Source organism: Sulfurimonas sp. (assembly GCF_028713515.1).
Classification (GTDB): Bacteria; Campylobacterota; Campylobacteria; order Campylobacterales; family Sulfurimonadaceae; genus Sulfurimonas.
The window spans coordinates 136,780-153,290 of sequence record NZ_JAQTOD010000001.1; the positions used below are offsets into that span (position 1 = coordinate 136,780).

Consider the following 16,511-nt stretch of genomic DNA (forward strand, 5'->3'; position numbering starts at 1 on the left):
AATGCAAAAAGATATATTCGATAGAATTATAGGTTTTTTGCTTGGAGCATCATGGGCAGTTTTGCTCTTTGGTGCCATTATAACTTTTAAATTTTTCTCTTATCTCGAAACCCCAATTACCCTTTTTATAACTATTTTATTTATTGTGATTTCTCTCTTTCTGATTCTAGCGCTTGATGCTTTTTCAATAAATAGACAAAGACTAGAAGAGGCAAAAAAGCAGACAAAACTACTTGAAGATATTTGCTCTAAGTAAAAAACAATTTTGACAAAAAAACAGTTCTCATTTATTTCTGCTATTGTTGCAATTATTATCTGTATTTTGGGTGGTTGTAGCACCTATTTTGAAAATCAAAATACACAAACACACGATGAAAAATATTATCAAACCAAAATGTGTAATGAGCTTAAAGGAACTATGGAGTATGTCTTGTTTGATAGAACAAGGGTTGATTGCCTAACCGATAAATATGCCATAGAGGTAGACTTTGCAAAAAAGTGGGCAGAGAGTATTGGTCAAGCACTTTACTATGCGGATGTAACAAACAAAGAGCCAGTGGTTGCGCTTATAGTTGGCAAAGATGATGAGAGATATATTGAGAGAGTGAAAAGAGTTGCAAAAACTCACGGTATAAAGGTTATGATTTTAGACAGGTGATGTTTCTATTTATGTTGTAACCTCTTTGAAATAAATTAGCTCTAAACTTTCAATATGAAAAATGACCTATCAAAAAAATGGATAAATAATCTAGAGGTTTTAGATATTGCTTTTCAACCTATTCTGAATATACATACTGGAAAATTATTTGCAGTTGAAGCACTTCTTAGAAATCATGAAGAGGCTGGATTCAAATCGATATTTTCTCTATTTGATAGAGCATATAAGGATGGTATGCTTTACTCTTTTGATATTAGACTGAGAAAGAAAGCATTAAGAAAATTTACAGAAATCAGTGATTATGAGGGTATAAAACTTTTTTATAATCTGGATAACAGACTTCTTGAGATGCCAAATTTTGGGCAAGGAAACACAAGTAAGCTGTTAAATCTTTATGGCATAGACAAGCATAGTATATGCTTTGAAATTTCAGAGAGACATGAGATACCAAACAGCTCAAATATGGAAGCTATATTGGCTCATTACAGAAGTGAAAAATACTGCATAGCAATAGATGATTTTGGAGTTGGTTATTCTGGATATAAGCTTCTTTATGACAGTAAACCAGATATCATAAAAATAGATAGATTTTTTCTTGCAGATATCAACAAGGATGTTAAGAAAAAATTAATGGCACGAAGTATTACGCATCTTGCCATTCAGTTAGGTATAAAAGTTATAGCTGAGGGAATAGAGACAAAAGAGGAACTTCTAGCCTGCCGAGATATAGGTTGCCATTTTGTGCAGGGTTATCTAGTACAAAAACCAACTGTTAATGCAGAAAGTATTTTTGTAGAGTATCCACATATTTCTAAAATTTTGAAAAGTGAGCGAAGATCTACAAATAGCGATTGCAAGATAGAAGCAAATCTGGATAAAAAAGAACCATTTTTTATTGATACAGATTTAAATATTATAGTGGAGTATTTTCAAAAAAATCCAGAGATAGTGGTTGTTCCTGTTGTAAATTCCAATAATGAACCTATTGGAATTTTACAAGAAAGTAAGATAAAAGAGCTTGTATACTCGCCATACGGCAGATCACTTATGCTAAATAGTAGTATAAAAAAGTCAAAATTAAAAAATATAATCCAGCCTTGTGGCATCACTGAGATAAACTGCAATATATCAACTATTATAGAACTTTTTTCAAATAATCCTGAATCTGTTGGAATCGTACTTACAAAAAACTCAAAATATTTTGGTTTTTTGTCTGCTAGGGCAATAATTACTATTATGAATGAGCAAAACCTAATTTATGCTGTGGAGCAAAATCCACTCACTAAACTTCCTGGAAACAGCATGATAGAGAAGTATATATCCGAAGTTAATACAAGCAGTGACCCCTATATTTTGTGCTACTTTGACTTGGACAATTTTAAGGCATTTAATGATGTTTATGGATTTAGAAATGGTGATAGAGCAATACAGCTCTTTGCTGATATTTTGAGAAAAAATTTATCTCAAGAGTTTTTTAAAGCACATATTGGGGGAGATGATTTTTTTGTTGCTATAGAGTGCAAAGAGGATACTCAAGAGCAATACATAAGCGATATCTCAGAGATAATAAGAAAATTTGCCGATGATGCAAGAGGGCTATACTCAAAAGAGGACAAAATAGCAGGCTATATTGTATCGACTGACAGAGAGGGCAACAAAAAAGAGTTTACTCTACTCACTGCTAGTGCGTCAATACTGCTAGTTGATGTTAGCTCAAAAAAAAGAGATAAACAGAGCATAAATCAAGCTCTCTCTTCTGGAAAAAAAGCTGCAAAACAAGAGAGCTCCCATATCTATTTGAGCAAGTGGCAATAGCTCTTTATAGAGTTTGCATGATAGATGCAAAATATAATTGAATATGTTCTTATGAATCTTAAAAGCATAAGTTAGGTAAAATCCGCATAATTATTATCCAAGGAATCTTATGTTTGAAACAGTTATCGGACTTGAAGTCCATGTTCAACTAAACACAAAAACTAAACTTTTTTGCTCTTGCCCAACAAGTTTTAATCACAAACAAAATACCAATACTTGTCCTACCTGTCTGGCTCTTCCAGGTGCTCTTCCGGTTTTAAACAAAGAGGTACTTCATAAGGCAATAATGCTGGGCACAGCAATTGATGCGACAGTAAATAAAACTTCATATTTTGATAGAAAAAGCTACTTTTATCCAGATAGTCCATCAGCGTATCAGATCACTCAACTATACACTCCGGTGGTTGAGCATGGAAAACTTCAAATCGATTTTGAAGATGGTTCACATAAAACTATCCGTATAAATCGTGCTCACATTGAAGCGGATGCTGGGAAAAATGTTCATGATGGTGATATCTCAAAGGTTGATTTGAACCGTGCAGGAACCCCGCTTCTTGAGATAGTATCAGAGCCTGATATGAGAAGTGCGGATGAAGCGATTTTGTATCTTAAGAAGCTCCACTCAATCATTCGTTATCTAGATATTGGTGATGCAAATATGCAAGAGGGCTCGTTCCGTGTAGATGTAAATGTCTCCATCCGACCTAAGGGTGATAAAAAACTATATACTCGTGTTGAGATAAAAAATATAAACTCTTTTAAATTTATCCAAAAAGCAATTGAGCTTGAAGTCTCTCGCCAAAGTGAAGCGTGGGAAGATGGAGTTTACGACAAAGAGATAGTTCAAGAGACTAGACTTTTTGACCAGACAAAACAAGAGACTCGCTCTATGCGCGGAAAAGAAGAAGCTGCTGATTATCGTTATTTTCCAGAACCAGATCTACTAAAAGCTGTAGTAACTGACGAGATGCTTGAGAGATATAGCGTCATTCCAGAGTTGCCAGATGAAAAAATGGCTAGGTTTGTAAAAGATTATGGCATGAATGAGTACAACGCTAGTGTACTTACTTCAAGCGTTGAGATGGCACACTTTTTTGAAGCTATGATGAGCGAGAACATAACTGCTAAAAATGCTCTCACATGGCTAACTACGGAACTTTTAGGTCGTCTAAAGGGAGAGTTAAATATTTCAAACTCGCCAGTTGATGCAAAAAAACTTGGACTTCTAGTTAGGAGGATTGAGGATGGCACAATCAGCGGAAAAGCCGCCAAAGATGTACTCGATTATCTGATGGAAAATGAAACAGATGTTGATAGTGTAATTGATACTCTTGGATTAAAGCAGGTTAGTGATAGTGGTGCAATTGAGGCTATTTGCGACACTGTTATCGCTTTAAATCCAGATAAAGTTTCGGAGTATAAAGGCGGAAAAGATAAGCTTTTTGCATTTTTTGTTGGTCAGGTTATGAAAGAATCAAAGGGAAGCGCAAATCCTCAGTCGGTAAATGAGATGCTAAAAACAAAATTAGGATAGATTGCAAAAACGCCGTACAGCCTTCGAAAAATCATTTTTTTATAGCTTTAGTTGGGTAGCATTAACTAGAGAGACTACTCTCTAGTTTCACCCAAAATATAAGTAGAAATTTTCTCAATCTCCTCTTTTGTAACTTTCCCGCTCATCGATGGCATCAGTCCAAATCTATTAAAAGTCTCTATCGGAAACATCATCTTCTCTCTTTTTGGATTGAAGGCAAACTCAACCATAAACTTAATCTTGTTTTCTCTCGTGAGCTCAGCTTCTCTTAGTTTTCTAGCTATTGCCCAATATGGTGGAGCTTTCATGTTATCCACTTTTTCTTTTGTTATAGTTCCCATAAGATGGCAATTTCCACACTTTCTCACTGCTAAATCTTCTGCGCTCTCAGAAGCAAGTACCACTGTTGATACTGATAGTATGGCAAGCAAACCTAAAAATATTTTCATAATTTTTCCTTAATTATTTAATCTAATCATAATTATAACACCAATTTATAAGAATATGTAAATTTATTTTTATTTGATGATTTTGTACTTTTTGGATTATAGTTTATAAAACATCTTTTATATGAGTTTAGTGTAATAATTTATATCATAGTATTTAGGTTTAAAGAAGAAAATAGAGTAGAAGTGAAAAAATTAGATACCTACGCAACACGCCCAGAGCGTTTAAAAGTTATTGAATTGATAAAATCTGTAACTATTGAATCAAAAATTGTTGATTATAATAATGTAAACTGATATTTATCAATATTTTTTCTTATTTTATGAGTTAGAATTCGTAAATTTTAAAATATAGGAAAAAAAGATGCGTAAAATATTTCTAATTGTATCGGCTATTTTAATAGTAAACTCACTGGAGGCAAACGAGGGGAAAGTTTGTCAAAAATGTCATCCAATAATATACTCAGAGTATTATGAATCTTCACATAGAAAAGCTTCAGCAGAGAATAATCCAATTCATAAAGCCATGTGGGATAAACATCCAAAAGATGAGAAGGGCTACACTTGTGCAAAATGCCATTCTCCTAATGATTTGGAAGTTTTAAAAAGTGGTAAATTAGTTAAAAATGAGATTCAAACGGAAGAGCCAATCTCATGTATATATTGTCATACAATTAAAGATGTTCAAGAAGAGACAAACACAAATATAAGCAGTAATAAAAAAAGAGAGTTCTATACAGCTGAAAAAGGCAAACATGGTAAAGCAAAATATGAGACCAAAAAATCATGGTTTGGCCTAGTAAAAGAGCCAGAGAGTTCACCTTATCATAAAATAGATTACTCGAATGAGAATTTCTATAATGGAAATATATGTATGGGTTGTCACTCCCATGTAAACAATGAGCATAGTTTTGATATATCACTGTTGGATGCAGTAATAGGAAAAGAGGATAAAAATAGTTGTGTAACTTGTCATATGCCTCAAGTTTTAGGCACAAAAGTGACTATCAACGAGACTAAAACTCACGCATACCATGGAATTGCTGGGATATATCATAAAAGCACAAGCATGGGAGAGCATATAGATTTTAATCTAACTAAAACTAACGGTAGCTTTAGTGTTATGGTTACAAACAAGTCAAATCATGCTCTTTTTGGTCAGGCTCTTAGACAGGGAGTTTTAAAAATAACCATTAGCAGAGAAGGCAAAAATATTGAGCTAGAGCCATTTATATTCGAGAGAGTTGTTGGTAAGGATGGCAAAGTTACTATGCCTTGGGATGCAGATAAATCACTTAAAGATACACTGGTTTATGCTAAAAAAGTTGTACCTTTTAACTACACAATCAAAAAAGGTGATGAGGTAAAAGTGGAGCTTGGCGTACAGATAATCTCCAAAGATGGTGCAAACAAATTAGGATTAAAAGATAGTAAAGAGTTTACGAAGTTTAGATTGTTAAAGGCAGAGAAATTTAATTTTTAAGAGTCATTCTTAAGATTGCTAGAGGCACCATGATGTTAGAATTGCGCAAAAAATAAGGCAATTTAAATGTTAATGACTCTAGTTGGTATCTATACCCTATTTGTACTAATCACGATTTACACAAGTGTTATGCAGATAGGTTTTGTAAACAGAGCAAAAAGAGGTAACGCTGTTCTTTTGTCTCAAAATGATTTTCTTAAGGCCGGAAATTATAGTGTAGCAAAAGAGAAGATGAGCGTTGTCTCTGCTTTTGTTGACTACATAATATTTGTTTTGTGGTTGGGTGTTGGTATAAAATTTTTACAAAGTACTATTTTGTTCGAGAATGAAGCAGTTTTAAACATCGCTTTGGTTCTTGGATTTTTAATCATCGGTTCCATCATTTCACTCCCATTTTCTTACTATGAAAAATTTGTACTAGATGAAAAATTTGGTTTTAACAAATCAACTCTTGCTCAATGGATAAGAGATACTTTTGTCTCCTTTATCACAACTCTTATTTTTGGCTCTTTGGTTGTCTTTGGCGTTTATCTCATCATAATAAGCTCAGCTCTATGGTGGTTATGGAGCTTCATTTTTATTTTTGTAGTGATAGTTTTTATAAATATGCTCTATCCAACCTTTAGAGCTCTTTTTTTTGACAAACTGACTCCGCTTCAAAATGAGGAGTTAGATAAAGAGATAAAAAGCTTGATGGATAGAACTGGATTTGTAAGTTCTGGCGTTTTTATAAGCGATGCAAGCAAGAGAGATGCAAGACTTAATGCCTATTTTGGCGGAATCGGTAAATCTAAAAGAGTTGTTCTGTTTGATACTCTGATAGAAAAACTAACAACAAAAGAGCTTCTCGCGGTCTTAGGACATGAATTGGGTCACTTTGCTCATGGGGATATCTATAAAAATATCGCTTTGATGGGCGCCATGCTGTTTGCTATGTTTGGTATATTTGGAAATCTTCCAGATTCACTTTATTTGGAGCTTGGAGTTGCAAAATCTCCAGCCGTTATGATGATTTTACTAATGCTTTTTATGCCAGTTTTAGGCTTTTTTATGATGCCAATCATGGGAATTGTTAGTAGAAGCAATGAGTACGCAGCGGATAAAATGGGAAGTGAACTAGCTGGAATTGGCGGAGCAGTTGAGCTTGCAAACGCACTTAAAAAACTTGTAAATGAAAACAGAAGTTTCCCACTCTCGCATCCACTTTATATATTTTTTCACTACACACACCCTCCTGTTTTAGAGAGACTAAAAGAGCTTGGTATGGATATAAAAGAGATGGATAAAAATGCAATGGCTGAACAGTGTCAAGCGGATATTTAGTTAAAGATGTTTTAAAAGAGATAACTACAGCGCTTGAGCCTTTTATAGAGAGAGCTTCCAGGGAGGCTCAACTGCTTCTTATGTATCATTTGAGTGTAGATGAACTTTGGCTTTTGACAAATCAAAACAGTAGTGTAGAAAATATTGAAAAGCTTTTTGAGTGGGTTAAAAGACGCACTAAAAATGAGCCTTTGGAGTATATAACCAAGAGGGTTAGTTTTTATAGCGAAGAGTTTTATATAGCTAAAGGCGCACTCATTCCACGCCCAGAAACAGAGCTTTTAATAGATGAAGTTCTAAAAAATGCACCAAATAGAGATTCTGAGATAAGATTTGTAGAGGTTGGTGTTGGAAGTGGAATTATATCCATAATGCTCGCAAAGTTTTTTCCACGAGCCAAAATTATAGCAGTTGATATTTCACAAGATGCACTAAATATTGCCAAAATAAACATAGAGAAATTTGGTTTTGAGAATAGAATAGAGCTTAGGTTAGGTTCTCTTTTGGAGCCGATACATGAGCATATAGACTATTTGATTTCAAACCCGCCCTACATTGCAGATGATGAAAAACTAGAGTCAAATCTCTCTTATGAGCCACAAAATGCACTCTTTGGTGGGGAGATTGGTGATGAAATTATAAAGAAACTTCTTGATGAACTCTTAAGCAGAAATATTAACCTCTTTACATGTGAGATGGGTTATGACCAAAAAGATAAAATACAGAATTATTTAAGCGATAAGACACTGAAAAATTTAGATTTTTATAAAGATTTCAGTGGTTTTGATAGAGGCTTTACACTGAGGTTATAATTTTGAAAAGACGAATTTATTTAGATTTTGGTTATTTGATTGTTCTGGCGACTTCGTTGGGAGCCGTTATAGTTTTAGGCGCATTTGTGGCTCCTGTTATTTTTCATGCTGACAGAATTGTTATTGGAATGACCATAGACAACTACAATGCAGGAATTATTATGGGGGAGATTTTTCACCGTTTTAGTTACTGGATCTATCTACTAGCAGCTTATGTCGTTGTTTATGAGCTTATGGCATATAAAAGTGGACAACGAGATAGTATAGTTTTTGGAAGTTCCGTAACTGTAGTTTTTTCATCTCTTATGTTTAGTGCTGTTTATGCTCCAAGAATTCTATCTATGCAAGCGCTCGGCGTGGAAGCTACACAAAGTGATACTTTTGCAAATATTCACATAGCAAGTGAACTTGATTTTAAGATTTTAGCTATTGCCATTCTTGTGCTTTTTATCAAAAGATTAATGCTTCTTAGGATAAAATAGCTCAAAAACAAGGCTTTACCAATGCCAATAAAACCTATCTCCCTCCTGTTTGTCACACTATTTTTACTGTCTTTAAATCTCCTTGGGAGTAGTTTTACAAAAACTGCAACAGTTGCTCCGACGCTTCTTCAAGAAGGCTCGCAAAAAGAGTGGTGCCCAGTATGTGGTATGAAAATAGAGGATTTTTATAAAACTTCTCACACTTCAGTAACGCATAATCATAAAAATAGACAATACTGCTCAATGAGATGCTTGGTTGTTGATATGAAAGAACAAGATATAAAAATAGATGACATAAAAGTTGTAGATGCCTCAACGCAAAAGCTCATAGATGCAAAAAAAGCTTTTTATGTTGTTGGTTCAGATGTAGCTGGAACTATGTCAAAAGTTAGCAAATTAGCTTTTGCAAGTAGAGAAGTAGCAGAAGATTTCAACATGGAGCACGGTGGAAAAATTGTTGATTTCAATACTGCGATTGATATAGCAAAAGAGTCATTAACATCCGATGTGGAGATGTTGGAGAGCAAAAAAAGCATACAAATTTATCCGATGGGTGAGAAAATATTTAACAAAAACTGCAAAAAAGAGATAGAGATAGATAAATATTTTCAAATAAATGAACTAAAATCAGCCATAAAAGATAAAAAACTGTGTGGTGAGCTAAAAGAGAGTGAACTTCAACCACTCTCTTTATATCTTTGGGAAGTAAAAAGATTTGCCAATTTGAAGAGTGTTGATGGGGTGATTAAAGTTACTAAAGATGAGAAATGCCCAATCTGTGGGATGTTTGTATATAAATATCCAAAATGGGTAGCGCAGATATTTTACAAAGATAAACGCATATCTTTTGATGGCGTAAAAGATATGATGAAGTACTATTTTTCGCACAAGAATGGTGTAATAAAAATTTTAGTAACGGACTACTACTCTCAAAAAACTCTAGATGTCAGAAAAGCTTATTTTGTCGTTGGTAGTGATATTTATGGACCGATGGGCGATGAGCTGATACCTTTTGATTCTAGAAATAGCGCAAAGAGTTTTAGCGTGGATCATAAAGGGTTTAAGATTTTAGGTTTTAGTGAGATAAAAAACGCTGAGGTTTTAAAGCTTGATAAATAAAAAAAGCCGTTTTGTAATCTACTCTTTTTTAGGGTTAGTTGTTTTTTTATTTGTTGAAGTTGCCTATATTTACGGCACAAAAAGTATGAGCAGAGAAGGACTAAGCTCTAAAAGAGAGTTCGTTGGAGTCATTCAACTGCCTGATTTGGCTATATCAACAGAAGCTTTTTTTATAAGACACAGAGCTCTAAGTGATTTTTTCTCGGCATATAGAGATGATGGAACTTTGAGGGAGTATTTTGCATCAACCTTTGTTTTTTCTAGGGATAAAAATGAGAAGTAGGGTGAATTTTTACATCGTAGAGTACGCCATAAACTCTCTTATTCGTCAAAAATATAAAACTTTTTTTGTCGTATTAGTTTTGAGCACCTTGGTTTTTTTGCTCGCTTCACTTTTTTTTATAACAAACTCTATAAAATATGAACTAAGCGCAACTGTTAATTCTCTTCCTGAAATAATTGTTCAAAAAACCAAAGCAGGGCGGCATTATGATATTGATGTTAGCGCTGTTGATGAGATTTTGGACATCGCAGGGGTTGAGAGCGTATCCGCTAGAGTTTGGGGTTATTACTATTTTGAAAATGCTGGCGTAAATTTTACTTTAGTTGGAATTGATGAGTATGAGGAGCAATATAAAAACAGTTTTAAAAGTGCTGTGCAAAAACTGAACTTCAAAACATCTTCCATGCTGGTTGGTATTGGTGTTAAAAAGATTATGAGAAACAACTACTACAAAGAGTATTTTAACTTTATAAAACCAGATGGAAAACTGAAAAAAATGAATATTGGCGGTGAATTTAGCGCTGATACGGAGCTGGAATCAAACGATGTGATGCTTATGAGTAAAGATGATGCAAGAGAGATTTTTGATATTGATGAGTCAAAAGCTACAGATATTGTTGTTAGAGTTGCAAATGTGAACGAAATAGCAACTGTGGCATCTAAGATAAAACGACTTCATCCAGATAGCAGAGTGATAACAAAAGATAATCTAAAGATAAGCTATCAAAATATTTTTGATTATAAAAGCGGCGTTTTTCTATCGTTTTTTACTATCTCACTTTTTACATTTTTTATCATTATTTATGACAAGATAAGCGGACTTAGCAGTGAGCAAAAGAGAGAGATAGGGATATTAAAGGCTATTGGCTGGAGGGTTGATGATGTGCTAAGGGAGAAGTTTTATGAGGGCTTGATAATCTCTCTTTTCTCATATATAGTGGGCATAATTTTGGCATTCGCGTTCGTTTACATCTTTAATGCGCCTCTTATGCAGAGTATCTTTTTGGGATACTCGAAATTAAAAACTACATTTGAACTTCCTTTTGTGTTTGATATCCAAACGCTTGCACTTATATTTTTTCTAAGTGTGCCAATTTATATAGCTGCAACCATAATACCATCATGGAGAAGTGCAACTATAGAAGCAGATGAGGTAATGAGATAGTGATAGAGTTAAAAGATATTACAAAAGAGTACAGCTCAAATGGTGCCCATATAGTTAGAGCTCTTAAGGGTATAAACCTATCTGTAAAAGAAGGTGAGTTGGTTGTTTTAAGGGGTGCTAGCGGAAGCGGGAAGAGCACCATTTTATCACTTATCGCGGCTTTGAGCAAACCAACTACTGGAGAGGTTGTTGTTGATGGTGAGAGAGTCTCTAAACTTCAAGATAATTTCGCGTCAGAATACAGAAGAGAAACTATAGGATTTGTATTTCAAAGATATAATCTTATTCCAACACTTAGTGTAAAAGAGAATATTATCTTGCCACTTATCCCGATAAATCTAGATGCAAAAGAGCTAGAAGATAGACTCTTTAGAGTTCTGAAAATGTTTCATATTGAGCATAAAAAAGAACAACTTGTAAAAAATTTATCTGGCGGAGAGCAGCAAAGAGTGGCAATCGCAAGAGCAAATATAAATAACCCTAAGATAATATTAGCTGATGAGCCAACAGCAAATCTGGACGAGAAGCTATCGCTGCACTTTATAGAGATGTTAAGAGAGCTAAAATTGCAAGGAAAAACCATAATTATCGCCACACATGACCCGCTATTTTTTAACCTTGATTTTGTAGATAGAGTGTTTGAGATACATCAAGGAGAGATAATCTAATGCTTTTGATGCCAGAAGTGCTTACTATGATTATTCTAAATCTTATATTCGCGCTTTTTGGCTTGGTCGCCTTTGTGTTTAGCCTTAGAATTTATCTAAACTGGAATATAAATGCAACCACGCAGCTCCAATACCAACTCGAAAAACAGAGTTTTTTAGCCTCCACAATTATAAAATTTATCTTTAGTATAAAAATCCCACTTTTTCTGTTTTTTATCTTTACGCTTGATAAAATCTCAAATGTAATCATGGGTGCCATGTGTGCAGCAGGAGTTGTGGATGCCACAAAATATGGAACTTATCTGATAATACTAAAGATTTTAAATCTATACTTTTTTGCTTTTTGGCTGAAAATAAACAAAGAGGATTTAAGAGAGAAAAACCAACCATACACGAAACAGAAGTTCCTTCTTTTTTGCATACTTTTTCTGTTTTTAATTGCTGAAATAGTTTTGGAAACACTTATGTTTAGCGGAATAAAAGTTGACAAGATTGTGAGCTGTTGCGGAAGCATATATTCAAGCACGGCAAACTCTGCAATTTCATCTATTTTTTTATTAGATAAATCAGCTCTGTTGGCTATTTTTTATGGCAATTATCTACTGATGCCAATTCTATATTTTTTTAAAAACAGGTATATGTTTGCTGTTGTAAATCTCGTTTTTATAGCGACATCTCTAATCTCTTTGATACTATTTTTTGGTACATATATCTACGAACTCCCATCTCATCACTGTCCATTTTGTTTTTTACAGAGTGATTACTATTTTGTTGGTTACCCAATATACTCACTTTTATTTGTCGGCACATTTTACGGTTTGAGCGTTGGCTTCACTAAACAACTAGCAAAAAACTACAAGATGTCACTTCTATTTAACTCTCTTTATGTTATATTGGTGTCGCTCTTTGCCATCATTTATTATTTTACAAATGGCGTTTTATTATAAAGAGAAAAAGAGTGTTTAAAATTAAATTATTGTGCATTGCTCTATTTTAGGGTCTTTTGAGTATAGTGCATATAAATTTAAAAAGTCTATGAAAAATGACAATCGTGTTTTAATATATAACAAAATCATAAGAAGTGTAAAATGAAAATACAGCTTAAAAATATAGTGCTTTTCCAAAATGTAGATGAGGATATCATAAAAAAGATTGAGAGTTTTACACAAGAGCATAAAATTTCAAAAGATCATATTGTTTTTTATGAGGGCGATGAATCAAAATATCTATATCTCTTAGTAAGTGGGGTAATAAAACTCTACAAAACATCTTCCAACCATAAAGAGGTAGTGCTTAAATATTTTCATGAGAATGAGCTTATCGGTGAAGTTGCAAACTTTGAAGGCATACCATATCCAGCTACAGCGAAGGCATACAGCGATGTAGAGATTATGAAAATAGATTTTGAAAAGTTGAAAGAGATTATATTTTTAAATCCAAACTTAGCATTTAATATCCAAACTTCCCTTATTAAAAAGATTAAAAATCTTGAAAACATTATATCAACTAACTTGGTTTTAGACTCAAGAGAGAGGGTGGCAAAATATATATATGATCACTCAAAAGATTTTTTTGAAACAAAAAATATTGAGATCGCAGAAATTTTAGGGGTATCACCTGAGACACTTTCTAGAATTTTGAAGTTTTTTAAAGATGAAGATATTATAGATACAAAAAAGAAGTTTATAGATAGAGACGCACTAGTAGAATTTTTTTAATAATCACTTTTAAATAGCATATAAACCACTCTTAAACAACTCTTAGATATAATCGCGAAAAAATAACAGGGAGGCATTTTTGCTCTTCCTAAGTGAAAGAAAACATCATGGTAACTGTACAAAATCTAGTCATGCGTTATGGAAATAGGGTTCTATTTCAAGATATAAACTTAAAACTTGACCGTCATAAAAGATATGGTCTTATTGGTGCAAATGGTGCTGGAAAAACAACATTTTTAAAAATTCTTTGTGGTCAAATACATGAGTTTGAAGGTGAAATCAGAATCGGGAGTGGTTTAAAAGTTGGTGTTTTAGGACAAAATCAATTTGCTTTTGAAAATTACACAATCATGGACGCTGTTCTTTATGGCAACAAAAGACTCTATGATGCCATCAAAGAAAAAGATGTAATTTATGCAACCGGAGATTTCGAGGATGATGCAGTAAATAACCGTCTTGCTGATTTAGAAGTTATCTGTGTTGAAGAAGATCCAACATACGAGTATGATATAAATATCGCTAAAGTCTTAGAAAATGTTGGCATACCAGCAAGTAAACATAACGATTTGATGAGTACGCTAGATAGTGCTGATAAGTTTAAAGTTCTTTTGGCACAAGTTTTATACCCAAAACCTGACATACTATTTTTAGATGAGCCGACAAACAATCTCGATATTCAAACTATTACATGGTTAGAGAATGAGCTTCAACGCCATGAGGGAACTATGGTGGTAATCTCGCACGATAGACACTTTTTAAATTCAGTTGTAACAAATATACTAGATGTTGACTATCAAAAAATCCGTGAATTTACAGGTAATTTTGATGATTGGTATATTGCTGCAAATGTTATAGCAAAGCAAAATGAGCTAAACAATGCTAAAAAAGAGAAAGAAAAAGACCAGCTAGAAGCTTTCGTTCGAAGGTTTTCAGCAAATGCTTCAAAAGCAAAGCAAGCGACTTCAAGACAAAAACAACTTGAAAAACTTGTAATTGAGGATATAAAACCATCTTCTCGCAGAGACCCGAGTATCGTATTTAAAGCGAAGAGAACTATGGGCGATGAGGCACTAAATCTTGTGAATATCAATCACTCTTATGGTGATAATGAAGTATTAAAAAATATAAATCTAAAGTTTATTCCAGATGAAAAAGTCGCACTTATAGGACCAAATGGTGTTGGTAAAACAACTCTTTTGAAAATAATAATGGAAGAGATAAAGCCGATTTCTGGAGAGATTCAATGGGGCGCTACTATAGAAAATAGTTATTTTCCTCAAGATACTGCTGACATTATAAGCGGAGATGGAACTCTCTATGATTGGTTAAGAGGATTTGACCCAAAAAGAGATATGTCTGAAATAAGAAACTGTTTAGGGCGAATGCTTTTTAGTGGTGAGCAACAAGAAAAATCTGTTGTAAGCATCTCTGGTGGTGAAAAACATAGAATGATGCTCAGTAAAATGATGTTGGAGGGTGGAAACTTTTTAGTTTTGGATGAGCCTTCAAATCACCTTGACTTAGAGGCAATTGTAGCCCTTGGTGAGGCTCTTTATGAGTTTAAAGGCAATGTTATCTGTGTATCTCATGACCGTGAACTCCTAGATGCGTTTGCAAATCGTATAATCGAATTAAGAGCGGATGGAACCTATGTTGATTTCAAGGGCTCGTACGAAGAGTTTGCTGAGGCGAAAGCAAATGGACAAATATAGAGATTTTTTAGGGTTAGGAATCGCTGGCAATTTTGCTCTGCATCTTGCCCAAGCTGGTGAGCTAGAAGATTTTAAAAACATAATAACGGAAGATGAAGCAGCCCCAAAAGGGATGTTTCCATTTTATCTGCCAAAAATAGTCTCAGGTGCCAAAGAGATTTTAAACACCTATCCAATTTCTAGTTCTACTATAGAGCTTCCAGATAACACAACAAATGTTCAAGCAGAGCCAGAAGTTGGGGTTGTTTGTGAGCTTGAGTACGCAAATAATCAGCTTATAAAAGTAACTCCAACTCACTTTGGTGCATATAATGACTGCTCCATCAGAGTGGCAGGTGCTTCAAAAATTAGTGATAAAAAAAATTGGGGTGCAAACTCAAAAGGGATAAGTGAAAACCTCATAACTATTGACAAGTTTAGCGATGGCGGAGTTATGGATAGTTACTCAATATGCAGTTTTTTGCGTCGTGATGGAGAGTTTCATGCTTATGGTGAAGATGTTGAACTAAACGGGTATAGCTATTTTTATGAAAAACTAACCGATTGGATTGTAAATCAGATAAATACGCAGGTAGATTTTGGACCACTTGAGCATCTGAGCGAGTACATAAAAGAGTGTGATTATCCAAAAAAAGCAGTTATAAGCATCGGTGCAACAAGATATACGCCTTATGGCGAGAAAACATTTCTGAAATCAAATGATGAAGTTTTTGTAGTTTTATATAATAGAAGCAAGATAGATTCTTGTGATATTTTAAAAAAACTTGATAGTGGCAGCTATGATAATGCTAATATGAGCGTACTAAAACAACAAGTTCTATAATGAGCAGAGGCAATAAGTTAGATTTTTTTATTGGTGCCAAGATAGATGATGGTTGGGCTAAAGTGGAAACCACTACTACCCAAACCACTTCTAACCAAAAGATAGAACCATCTAAACACTTTTTAGTTTTTAAAAAAGAGAAAAGAAATGGAAAAACTATCACAATAGTTGGAGAATTTCTTATATCAAAAGATGATGCAGAAATTTTACTCAAGAGCATAAAAAAGAGTCTTGGTTGTGGCGGAGTTTACAGGGATGGATGGATGGAATTTCAGGGCGAACTTAAAGATAAAATTAGAGCAGTTTTATTAGAAAAAAGCTTTAGATTTAAAAATGGTCACTAAAAACAGTCTCTAAACTTGACATCAACGCTTTGATTGTTGTAAAATTCCATCACTGATTTAGTAAACAACAATACAGCTTCTCGCATTATCCTTCATACAGACATATAAGCAGGGTAACAAATCCAA

Annotated in this window: 18 protein-coding genes; 17 read left to right on the forward strand and 1 reads right to left on the reverse strand. The window is 33.9% G+C overall.

Features of this window, described 5'->3' with window-relative positions:
* Position 1: 1 nt before the first annotated feature.
* From PHV22_RS00785 to gatB, 4 genes are all read left to right on the forward strand, one after another.
* On the forward strand, positions 2-256 hold the full coding sequence (locus tag PHV22_RS00785; RefSeq protein WP_295020919.1) for a hypothetical protein: 255 nt from the start codon (positions 2-4) through the stop codon (positions 254-256).
* 9 nt (positions 257-265) lie between these two features.
* Entirely contained in the window at positions 266-658 is a 393-nt protein-coding gene (locus tag PHV22_RS00790; RefSeq protein ID WP_295020920.1) for a hypothetical protein, read from the forward strand.
* 54 nt (positions 659-712) lie between these two features.
* Complete coding sequence (locus PHV22_RS00795; RefSeq protein WP_299945129.1) at positions 713-2,473, forward strand: GGDEF domain-containing protein; 1,761 nt, start codon at positions 713-715, stop codon at positions 2,471-2,473.
* Between the two features lie 109 nt (positions 2,474-2,582).
* Positions 2,583-4,007 carry an Asp-tRNA(Asn)/Glu-tRNA(Gln) amidotransferase subunit GatB gene (gene gatB, locus PHV22_RS00800; protein ID WP_295021559.1) on the forward strand — a complete coding sequence of 475 codons (1,425 nt, stop codon included), beginning with the start codon at positions 2,583-2,585 and terminating at the stop codon, positions 4,005-4,007.
* Positions 4,008-4,081: 74 nt separating this feature from the next.
* On the opposite strand, the gene PHV22_RS00805 is transcribed toward gatB, so the two are convergent.
* On the reverse strand, positions 4,082-4,456 hold the full coding sequence (locus PHV22_RS00805) for a cytochrome c (RefSeq protein WP_299945132.1): 375 nt from the start codon (positions 4,454-4,456) through the stop codon (positions 4,082-4,084).
* Between the two features lie 361 nt (positions 4,457-4,817).
* Between PHV22_RS00805 and PHV22_RS00810 the strand changes: the two genes are divergently transcribed.
* The 13 genes from PHV22_RS00810 to PHV22_RS00870 all read left to right on the forward strand — a co-directional run bounded on the left by PHV22_RS00810 (position 4,818) and on the right by PHV22_RS00870 (position 16,385).
* Positions 4,818-5,936 carry a multiheme c-type cytochrome gene (locus tag PHV22_RS00810; protein WP_295021555.1) on the forward strand — a complete coding sequence of 373 codons (1,119 nt, stop codon included), beginning with the start codon at positions 4,818-4,820 and terminating at the stop codon, positions 5,934-5,936.
* Positions 5,937-6,002: 66 nt separating this feature from the next.
* Positions 6,003-7,259, forward strand: a complete 1,257-nt coding sequence (locus tag PHV22_RS00815) for a M48 family metallopeptidase (protein WP_295021553.1) — start codon at positions 6,003-6,005, stop codon at positions 7,257-7,259.
* Positions 7,241-8,071 carry a peptide chain release factor N(5)-glutamine methyltransferase gene (prmC, locus tag PHV22_RS00820; RefSeq protein ID WP_295021552.1) on the forward strand — a complete coding sequence of 277 codons (831 nt, stop codon included), beginning with the start codon at positions 7,241-7,243 and terminating at the stop codon, positions 8,069-8,071. Before PHV22_RS00815 ends, prmC begins: the two co-directional genes overlap by 19 nt.
* A gap of 2 nt (positions 8,072-8,073) precedes the next feature.
* Positions 8,074-8,553, forward strand: a complete 480-nt coding sequence (locus PHV22_RS00825) for a DUF4149 domain-containing protein (protein WP_295021551.1) — start codon at positions 8,074-8,076, stop codon at positions 8,551-8,553.
* Between the two features lie 21 nt (positions 8,554-8,574).
* Positions 8,575-9,672: a nitrous oxide reductase accessory protein NosL gene (locus PHV22_RS00830; protein ID WP_299945137.1), complete on the forward strand. Its 1,098-nt coding sequence runs from the start codon at positions 8,575-8,577 to the stop codon at positions 9,670-9,672.
* Positions 9,662-9,955, forward strand: a complete 294-nt coding sequence (locus PHV22_RS00835; RefSeq protein WP_295021549.1) for a hypothetical protein — start codon at positions 9,662-9,664, stop codon at positions 9,953-9,955. Before PHV22_RS00830 ends, PHV22_RS00835 begins: the two co-directional genes overlap by 11 nt.
* Position 9,956: 1 nt before the next feature.
* Positions 9,957-11,120, forward strand: a complete 1,164-nt coding sequence (locus PHV22_RS00840) for an FtsX-like permease family protein (RefSeq protein ID WP_295021547.1) — start codon at positions 9,957-9,959, stop codon at positions 11,118-11,120.
* The gene (locus PHV22_RS00845; protein ID WP_295021546.1) at positions 11,120-11,788 is read left to right on the forward strand and encodes an ABC transporter ATP-binding protein; all 669 of its coding nucleotides are present in this window, start codon (positions 11,120-11,122) and stop codon (positions 11,786-11,788) included. The genes PHV22_RS00840 and PHV22_RS00845 overlap by 1 nt, the downstream gene beginning before the upstream one ends.
* Positions 11,788-12,735: a hypothetical protein gene (locus PHV22_RS00850; protein WP_295021545.1), complete on the forward strand. Its 948-nt coding sequence runs from the start codon at positions 11,788-11,790 to the stop codon at positions 12,733-12,735. The genes PHV22_RS00845 and PHV22_RS00850 overlap by 1 nt, the downstream gene beginning before the upstream one ends.
* Before the next feature lie 141 nt (positions 12,736-12,876).
* Positions 12,877-13,506: a Crp/Fnr family transcriptional regulator gene (locus PHV22_RS00855; protein ID WP_295021544.1), complete on the forward strand. Its 630-nt coding sequence runs from the start codon at positions 12,877-12,879 to the stop codon at positions 13,504-13,506.
* Positions 13,507-13,613: 107 nt separating this feature from the next.
* Positions 13,614-15,218, forward strand: a complete 1,605-nt coding sequence (locus PHV22_RS00860; protein WP_295021542.1) for an ABC-F family ATP-binding cassette domain-containing protein — start codon at positions 13,614-13,616, stop codon at positions 15,216-15,218.
* Positions 15,205-16,041, forward strand: coding sequence for a DUF5718 family protein (locus PHV22_RS00865; protein ID WP_299945148.1), 837 nt, complete (start codon positions 15,205-15,207; stop codon positions 16,039-16,041). The genes PHV22_RS00860 and PHV22_RS00865 overlap by 14 nt, the downstream gene beginning before the upstream one ends.
* Positions 16,041-16,385 (forward strand): translation initiation factor, encoded by a 345-nt coding sequence (locus tag PHV22_RS00870; RefSeq protein WP_299945151.1) that lies wholly within the window; start codon positions 16,041-16,043, stop codon positions 16,383-16,385. Before PHV22_RS00865 ends, PHV22_RS00870 begins: the two co-directional genes overlap by 1 nt.
* Positions 16,386-16,511 lie beyond the last annotated feature (126 nt).

Coding starts and splice junctions, on each gene's coding strand:
- PHV22_RS00785 (WP_295020919.1), top strand. CDS start 2: ATGCAAAAAGATATATTCGATAGAATTATAGGTTTTTTGCTTGGAGCA.
- PHV22_RS00795 (WP_299945129.1), top strand. CDS start 713: ATGAAAAATGACCTATCAAAAAAATGGATAAATAATCTAGAGGTTTTA.
- gatB (WP_295021559.1), top strand. CDS start 2,583: ATGTTTGAAACAGTTATCGGACTTGAAGTCCATGTTCAACTAAACACA.
- PHV22_RS00805 (WP_299945132.1), bottom strand. CDS start 4,456: ATGAAAATATTTTTAGGTTTGCTTGCCATACTATCAGTATCAACAGTG.
- PHV22_RS00810 (WP_295021555.1), top strand. CDS start 4,818: ATGCGTAAAATATTTCTAATTGTATCGGCTATTTTAATAGTAAACTCA.
- PHV22_RS00815 (WP_295021553.1), top strand. CDS start 6,003: ATGTTAATGACTCTAGTTGGTATCTATACCCTATTTGTACTAATCACG.
- PHV22_RS00830 (WP_299945137.1), top strand. CDS start 8,575: ATGCCAATAAAACCTATCTCCCTCCTGTTTGTCACACTATTTTTACTG.
- PHV22_RS00850 (WP_295021545.1), top strand. CDS start 11,788: ATGCTTTTGATGCCAGAAGTGCTTACTATGATTATTCTAAATCTTATA.
- PHV22_RS00855 (WP_295021544.1), top strand. CDS start 12,877: ATGAAAATACAGCTTAAAAATATAGTGCTTTTCCAAAATGTAGATGAG.
- PHV22_RS00860 (WP_295021542.1), top strand. CDS start 13,614: ATGGTAACTGTACAAAATCTAGTCATGCGTTATGGAAATAGGGTTCTA.
- PHV22_RS00865 (WP_299945148.1), top strand. CDS start 15,205: ATGGACAAATATAGAGATTTTTTAGGGTTAGGAATCGCTGGCAATTTT.
- PHV22_RS00870 (WP_299945151.1), top strand. CDS start 16,041: ATGAGCAGAGGCAATAAGTTAGATTTTTTTATTGGTGCCAAGATAGAT.